Here is a 5,698-nt window from a genome sequence, read left to right on the forward strand (position 1 = left end):
ACAGGCATCCCGCCCTCCGCCTGGCGCAAAATGCCCACGATCTGCGCTTCCGTGAACCTGCTCTTCTTCATCCGAATCTCCTCGTTCAGGATACCGAGAAAATTCTACTTCCAAACCCCCTCCAAAAACGGGGGGATTACCACCCAGCCTGCAAAGTCCAGTCCGGAACACTTAAACACGTTGGAAACAGATCGCTCCAATGGTTTTGTTCCGGCATGGAGCGCAATCATACGTCACAGGGTTCTGGATAATCAGCTGGAGCCGATAAATATCACTTGGTTCGTATGTGGTCTTGTGCATGATCACCAAGATAACTCTTTGACGGTCAGCCGTTCTGGATGCCGGATTGACAGTAGCAAAGCCCAGGCGACGAAGAAGGACCGCACCATGCCAGACCAAAGCTCTCTACTTCGCGCGGACCGCAATGTTTGATCTTCTTTCGGGCATTCTGATTGAGCATCCCGAACTTGCGTTGTTTCTGGCCCTGGGGCTTGGCTATGCCATCGGAAAAATCAGATACCGCACCTTCACGATTGGCGCGGTCACGGGATGCCTGATTGCCGGTGTCCTGATCGGACAGACCGGTGTGGTCATGTCCAATGATGTGAAGCAAGCATTCTTTCTGCTGTTTCTGTTCGCGATCGGTTATCGCACAGGTCCGCAGTTCTTTCGCAGCCTCAATGCCAAGGCGCTTCCGCAGATCGCCGTGACAGTGATCCTGTGTGTGGTCGCTCTGGCCGTGGTTCTTGGTGCCTCCCTCATTTTCAACCTTGGGATCGGCACCGCGTCCGGGTTGCTGGCTGGGGCCACTACCGAATCTGCCGCAGTTGGCGTGGCACTGGATACTTTCCGCAAAAGCGGTGCGGATGCCACCATGGTCCAGGCGTTCGAGGCAGATGTCGCCACCTCCTTCGCAGTTGCCTATCTGGCAGGTGTGATCGCAACTATTCTCATGGCATCACAGATTGCCCCGCGCTTTCTGCGACGCAGCCTTGCTGAAGCCTGCGCGGAACTCGAGGCTGGAATGAATGCCTCGGAGGATGGCGCAACATCTGCGCAATCCGCCCGTCGCAGCATCGAGGCACGCGCCTATCTGGTAGACCCAACATGGGTTGGCATGACGATTTCGCAGGCCGAAGCCCGGGTGCCGCAAGACGCGAAAGCCTATGTAGAGCAGGTTCGTCGAAAGGTCGATATCCTGCCGGCAAATCCCGACCTGCGCCTCGAAGCGGGAGACATTGTTGCCGTGGTCGGCCTGCGCGAGTTCCTTGTCGCCAGATCCGTAGCAATCGGAACTGAAATCGATGATGCCGCACTTCTGGATGTACCCGCAGAGAGCGCTGATGTGGTGGTGACCAAGCGCGGGGTGATCGGTCAGTCTTTGTTTGAGTTGAAACGTAGACCAGAGGCACGTACCGTATTCTTGCGCAAACTTCTGCGGTCTGGCGAGGAGATGCCGATTTATGGTGTGTTGACGCTGGAGCGCGGCGACGTTCTGACACTCGTCGGCAGCAAGCGCCATGTTGAAGACGCGGCAAAAATGATCGGCTACGCTGATCGACCGACGACCGCAACAGACATGGTTTTTGTTGGAGTTTTTATTTTTCTCGGTGGTCTGATCGGCCTGCCCACTCTGCATCTGGGCGCACTTGAACTTGGCCTCGGCATTGCGGTCGGGACGTTGATTGGCGGTCTGATCGCGGGCTGGCTCCGGGCGCGGTACCGAACGTTCGGATTTGTCCCGGCAGCGACCTTGTGGCTGTTTGATTCTGTAGGCCTTTCCGCATTCATCGCCTGCGTCGGCATCTCGGCTGGGCCAGGGTTTGTTACTGGTCTAGTCAGCACCGGACCCTTGCTGGTCTTGATTACCATCGCTGTCGTCGTGCTGTCGCACGGTACCGCCATATTTGTTGGGCGTCGTGTCTTCGACATGAACGAAGGTGTACTTCTCGGAACCTGCTGCGGTGCCGGTACGTCGGCCCCCGCCCTGGCCGCCGTCCAGGATGTCGCGCAAAGTCGAATTCCAACTTTGGGCTATGGTCTGGGCTATGCCATTGGAAACATCTTGCTCGCACTTTGGGGCGCGGTACTTGTGACAATCTTGGAACAGTCAATGTGAGCTGAACCAGTACCGTGCGGGCCGCAGAATTCAAATGACTGCTGCACTTTATCGTTCCGCATTCGCCAAGTAAAGTAGTGCATTTCGAAAATCATTATGACATGCGAAAGACTGTCAAAAGCTCGGGTGGACAAAATCCTTGGTGCCCATGGCGCTGTCAGACAAAAGCAACTTGAACTCGGGAGGGTGGGTCAGTAGATTCCTGTCATGACCAAGCGATCCCGAATGGCGTCAGCCCTGCGCCGCCTGAAGCCCAACAGGTTTGGGAAATCTGAGATTGGTTCGGATTGGCGTGCAGGTCGAGCTTGGTGAGATCCACCCAGAACGCCGACGGTGCGCGGACGCTGTCGTAGAAATGGCGCCCGGCATTGAAGTCGGCCACGGTGCGCCAGCGGGTGGCGGCGATGTTGGGCTTCTGAGGGGCCGACAAACCGAGCGGCGCGGAGATGGCTTGGATGGCCGTCACAGACAACTTGCAGCTTGGAGTTCAGGCCACACTTTGTGCGCCCGATACGACGGGGAACATCCCCTTTTTGAGCAGGCTGACTGCAGTCCGGTGAGCCTTCAGATGGGTGGCATCGATCATGATGCGTTCGGGTCGAGGGCCTTCGCCGGCGAGGCTGGCGATGATGCGGTCGAAGACCCCGAGCCTGCTCCACCGGATGAAGAGATTGTGGATTACCGGACCATTTTCATTGAAGATTTCTCATCACTTTCAGCATTCGCGCAAGGGTGACATTGGCTTCTCTCGGCGAATGGCCTGCTTCTGCAAGGTCGCTGCCTGGGGGTTCAACCTGTGAAGATGAAAAGCGCCGGCTGCTTTGACACCGCCAGCAGCAAGCAACGGCAAGGCGCGACATAGTCTTCGTGCTCATGGCATGCGCTATGCTGGACGCTGACAAGCATGAGCAATCGGCCGTGGCGAGATCCTACGGTCAGGACTCATTGATTGAGATAGAAGATGCATGTGGCTGCGATACAGATCGCCGAGAAGAAGGTGTGAGCGCAACGGTCGTAGCGGGTTGATATGCGGCGCCAGTCCTTGAGCCTGTCGAACATGTTCTCGGTCTTGTGGCGGGCCTTGAAGAGTTGCCTGTCGAAGGAATGTTGAACCTTCCGGTTGGGCTTTGGCGGGATGCAGGCCTTGATGTTCCTGGCAGCCAGTGCTTCGCGGAATTCATCGCTGTCGAAGCCCTTGTCGGCGATCAGCGTGTCCGCCAGCGGCAGCTCTGTATATCCCTATGGCGCGAGGCTTCATCTACCTGGCTGCTGTCATTGATTGGTTCACGCGCCGAATCTTGTCGTGGCGCGTGTCGATTACGCTGGAAGTGGCGTTCTGCATCGAAGCCGTTGAAGAAGCGCTTGCCCGTTACAGCAAGCCGGACATCTTCAACACCGATCAGGGCAGCCAGTTCACCTCCGTTGAGTTCATCAAGGTTCTGGCCGGTGCCGAGGTGAAAATCAGCATGGATGGGAAAGGCGCCTGGCGGGACAACGTCTTCGTCGAGCGCCTTTGGCGGACGATCAAATGTGAGGAGGTATATCTGCACGCCCATACCGGCGTGCCAGAGGCCCGTGTCTCGATTGGGCGTTACGTCGGTTTCTACAATGGTCGGCGCCCACATTCGTCGCTTGACGAAAATACACCCGATCAGGCCTACTTCAATGCGCAGTCACCAATCCCGGTGGCAGCATAGCAGATGCGGAAATCTACTTAAGAACACCCAGCCAACTGTTCAAACAAACCGAGCCGCCACAATCAGCGAGCTCTCTATGATACGATCTGCAAGAACCATCGAGCAGTATAAGTGCTAGCATTGCGGATATCTGAGTTACTTCGACGAACTGTCAGCAGAAAGGTGAAACCCATGGCTCCCTCTCGAAGAGATTTTCTTGCTCTGACGATCGGCGCACTTGCAGGCGGCGCGAAGGCTTCACATGCGCAGTCTTCCAAGAGCGTATTGTTCCGCAATGTCCGAATCTTCGATGGCACAGGCAGCGCTCTGTCACCACCATCAGACGTTCTGGTCACGGGTAACACCATCGCCAGGATCTCGGCAGATCCCATCAGCGAGGCAGGTGCCGCAATAATCGACGGGAACGGCCGCACACTGATGCCCGGCCTCATCGACGCCCATGTTCACATGGTCATGTCGACACTTCCCATTTCACTCATGATGACCAGCGACCCCAACTACAGCATGCTTCGCACGGGAAAGGCCGCCACCGACATGCTCATGCGCGGGTTTACCTCAGTGCGAGATCTGGGAGGACCAACGTTTGGATTGAAGCGGGCCATCGACGAAGGGTTTATCGCAGGTCCGCGGATATGGCCAAGCGGTGCGACCATATCTCAGACTTCGGGCCATGGTGATTTCCGGACCGTCCTTGATCTGCCTCAGTCGGACGACGCACCACCTCACTTTACAGAGCGACTTGGCTTCACGGCCATTGCCGATGGCGTTCCGCAAGTTCTGCGTCGTGCGCGGGAACAGTTGATGCAAGGCGCCAGCCAGATCAAGCTGATGGCTGGTGGCGGAGTGGCATCAAGCTTTGATCCCCTGGATGTGACGCAATTCACCGAAGAGGAGATCCATGCCGCTGTTCAGGCAGCAGGGAACTGGGGAACCTACGTGACAGTCCATGCCTACACGCCGGATGCCGTACAGACAGCGATTCGAGCTGGTGTGCGATGCATTGATCACGGGCAGATGCTTGATGAAGAGTCCGTGAAGATCATGGCCGACAAGGGTATCTGGTGGAGCCTGCAACCCTTCACAGATGACGGTCCTTCGGCATTTCCGGAAGGGTCGCCCAACCGAATCAAGCAACTTGAGATGTACGGCGGCACAGACAAGGCCTACGCGCTTGGAAAGAAGTACCAGGTCAAGATTGCCTGGGGCACGGATATTCTCTTTGACCAGAAGGCTGCTGCCAAGCAGGGCCATCAGCTCGCAAAAATGACGCGATGGTTCACATCGTCAGAAACTCTGGAGATGGCAACTGCCAGCAACGCACAGCTCCTTGCCTTCTCGGGAAATCGAAACCCATATCCGGGGCAACTTGGTACAATACAAGAGGGTGCCTTGGCTGATCTGCTGCTTATTGATGGCGACCCACTCTCAGACATTGAACTCCTGGAGGAGCCTGAAAAGACTCTGGTAGTCATCATGAAGGACGGGAAGATTCACAAGAACACATCGTCTGGCTGAGGGCTAGTGGTTACCGCCTGACGGAAGAGTCCGCTTCTGGATTCCCTTTGAAGCCTGCGCATGCGATTCTCGATCATGCGCACCGGGATATCGTTCGTTGTTTCGTAGCCATCCGTCGTAGGCCGCCGGCTTTGCAGTCGGCGAGTTGGCGGGACTCAACGCTTCAGAAGCATGGGGTTGTCTTTGTGGATTTTGATCAGCTCCATGAGGGTCTCGATTCCAAAGCCGGTGAACGCCATCACGCCCTCGTCACCAACCCCGTAGACCCATATCAGGCCGTCTTCGGGCTCCATCTCGGAGGCGACATCGAACAGCCAGTCCTCGCTTTCCCCGAGTTCCCTGGCAACCAGGCCAATCGTCCTGACGT

General features: G+C 56.6%; 7 protein-coding genes and 1 pseudogene. 5 read left to right on the plus strand and 3 right to left on the minus strand.

The features are described from left to right. Together ACEW8Q_RS19565 and aspT are read left to right on the plus strand one after the other, a co-directional pair. On the plus strand, nucleotides 1–432 hold a 432-nt coding region (locus ACEW8Q_RS19565), incomplete at its 5' end, for a hypothetical protein (protein ID WP_373505741.1). After that, a complete protein-coding gene (gene aspT / locus ACEW8Q_RS19570) occupies nucleotides 425–2,119 on the plus strand; it encodes an aspartate-alanine antiporter (RefSeq protein ID WP_373505742.1) in 1,695 nt (564 codons plus the stop codon). The genes ACEW8Q_RS19565 and aspT, both read left to right, overlap by 8 nt. A gap of 205 nt (nucleotides 2,120–2,324) precedes the next feature. Here aspT and ACEW8Q_RS19575 read toward each other — a convergent pair whose 3' ends face one another. Further along, on the minus strand, nucleotides 2,325–2,585 hold the full coding sequence (locus ACEW8Q_RS19575; protein ID WP_373505743.1) for a hypothetical protein: 261 nt from the start codon (nucleotides 2,583–2,585) through the stop codon (nucleotides 2,325–2,327). A 102-nt stretch (nucleotides 2,586–2,687) separates the two neighbouring features. Here ACEW8Q_RS19575 and ACEW8Q_RS19580 point away from each other — a divergent pair, with 102 nt between their 5' ends. Further along, nucleotides 2,688–2,855: a hypothetical protein gene (locus ACEW8Q_RS19580; protein WP_373505744.1), complete on the plus strand. Its 168-nt coding sequence runs from the start codon at nucleotides 2,688–2,690 to the stop codon at nucleotides 2,853–2,855. Between the two features lie 206 nt (nucleotides 2,856–3,061). Here the strand turns inward: ACEW8Q_RS19580 and ACEW8Q_RS19585 are convergent, their stop codons facing one another. Further along, nucleotides 3,062–3,346 carry a transposase gene (locus tag ACEW8Q_RS19585; protein WP_373505747.1) on the minus strand — a complete coding sequence of 95 codons (285 nt, stop codon included), beginning with the start codon at nucleotides 3,344–3,346 and terminating at the stop codon, nucleotides 3,062–3,064. Between the two features lie 5 nt (nucleotides 3,347–3,351). Between ACEW8Q_RS19585 and ACEW8Q_RS19590 the strand changes: the two are divergent. Further along, a pseudogene (locus tag ACEW8Q_RS19590) lies at nucleotides 3,352–3,816 on the plus strand (transposase); the annotation flags it as partial. A gap of 171 nt (nucleotides 3,817–3,987) precedes the next feature. Further along, complete coding sequence (locus tag ACEW8Q_RS19595; RefSeq protein ID WP_373505745.1) at nucleotides 3,988–5,331, plus strand: amidohydrolase family protein; 1,344 nt, start codon at nucleotides 3,988–3,990, stop codon at nucleotides 5,329–5,331. Nucleotides 5,332–5,486: 155 nt separating this feature from the next. Here the strand turns inward: ACEW8Q_RS19595 and ACEW8Q_RS19600 are convergent. After that, nucleotides 5,487–5,698: hypothetical protein (locus tag ACEW8Q_RS19600; RefSeq protein ID WP_373505746.1), on the minus strand; the 212-nt coding region annotated here is incomplete at its 5' end.

The sequence above is a fragment of the Aestuariivirga sp. genome (assembly GCF_041738905.1).
Classification (GTDB): Bacteria; Pseudomonadota; Alphaproteobacteria; order Rhizobiales; family Aestuariivirgaceae; genus Aestuariivirga.